The 1,101-nt window shown below is 47.6% G+C and carries 1 protein-coding gene; it reads right to left on the minus strand.

The window, feature by feature from the left end:
* Window positions 1-1,101 (minus strand): ATP-binding protein (locus tag VPK24_RS12240; RefSeq protein ID WP_393013730.1); only part of this gene is annotated, 1,101 nt, incomplete at both ends.

A 1,101-nucleotide genomic window follows, 5' to 3' on the forward strand; every position in this document is an offset into this window, starting at 1 on the left:
GGCAATCAAAGAATAAGCCGCCTGTTGCACCCGATCGTGCAGGAATCGATAGGCTGGATTGGCATGATTCTGAGCTTCAATCTGCTCAACTGCCTCAGACTGAAAAAACTTGTAAACCTGCGTGATCGGAATGATCAATCCTTCCTGTAATGCTCTCCACAAGCAAGTGGCTGCTTCCGTTTGGGATTGCTCTGCCACGATCGCCAGGGTCTGCAAATCAAACTGTGCACCAATGCAAGCCGCTAATTTCAAAATCTCTTGCGTCGCTGTCGGCAGTTTCTGCAACTGCAACGCCATAAACTCCACCACATCATCCGTCAGCGCTAGAGCATTGACTTGAGCAATGTCACATTGCCAATAGCCTTGATCACGGTCAAAAATGATGTACCCATCTTCGTGGAGCGCTTTTAGAAATTGGGTCGTGAAGAAAGGATTCCCTTGGGTTTTGCGATCAACCAGTTGAGTCAGTGGCTTTGATAGCTCTTGGCTGCATTTCAACGTATCCGCCACCAAGCAATTGGTATGCTCTAGGCTCAGCGGCAACAAAGTGATCGTATTAACGGTTAAGTTCGCTTTTTCCAATTCCCCGATCGTCAACATCAGGGGATGAACCGGCGAAACTTCGTTATCCCGATAAGCACCCAACATCAGCAGATAGCCACTGCTTTCCATGAGCACTTTCAGTAATTGCAACGAAGCAGAATCAGACCACTGCAAGTCATCTAGAAAAATTACTAACGGATGCTCAATGGTCGTAAAAACCTGAATAAACTTCTGAAACAGCAAGTTAAATCGATTCTGGGCTGCGGTTCCCGAAAGCTCTGGAGCTGCGGGCTGCTGACCAATGACCTGCTCCAGCTCCGGGATCACCTCAATCAAGACCTGGCCGTTTTCACCAACAGCTTTGAGGATTTGAGCTTTCCATTCGGCTAATTGACTGTCGGATTCTGAGAGCAGTTGCCCCATCAGATCCCGCAAAGCTTGCACGAATGCTGATAGGGGAATGTTGCGATTGAATTGGTCGAACTTCCCTTTAATGAAATAGCCCTTCTGCTGAGTGATTGGCTTATGGACTTCATTTACAACAGCCGTTTTCCCAAT

Source organism: Limnothrix redekei LRLZ20PSL1 (assembly GCF_043235035.1).
Classification (GTDB): domain Bacteria; phylum Cyanobacteriota; class Cyanobacteriia; order CACIAM-69d; family CACIAM-69d; genus CACIAM-69d.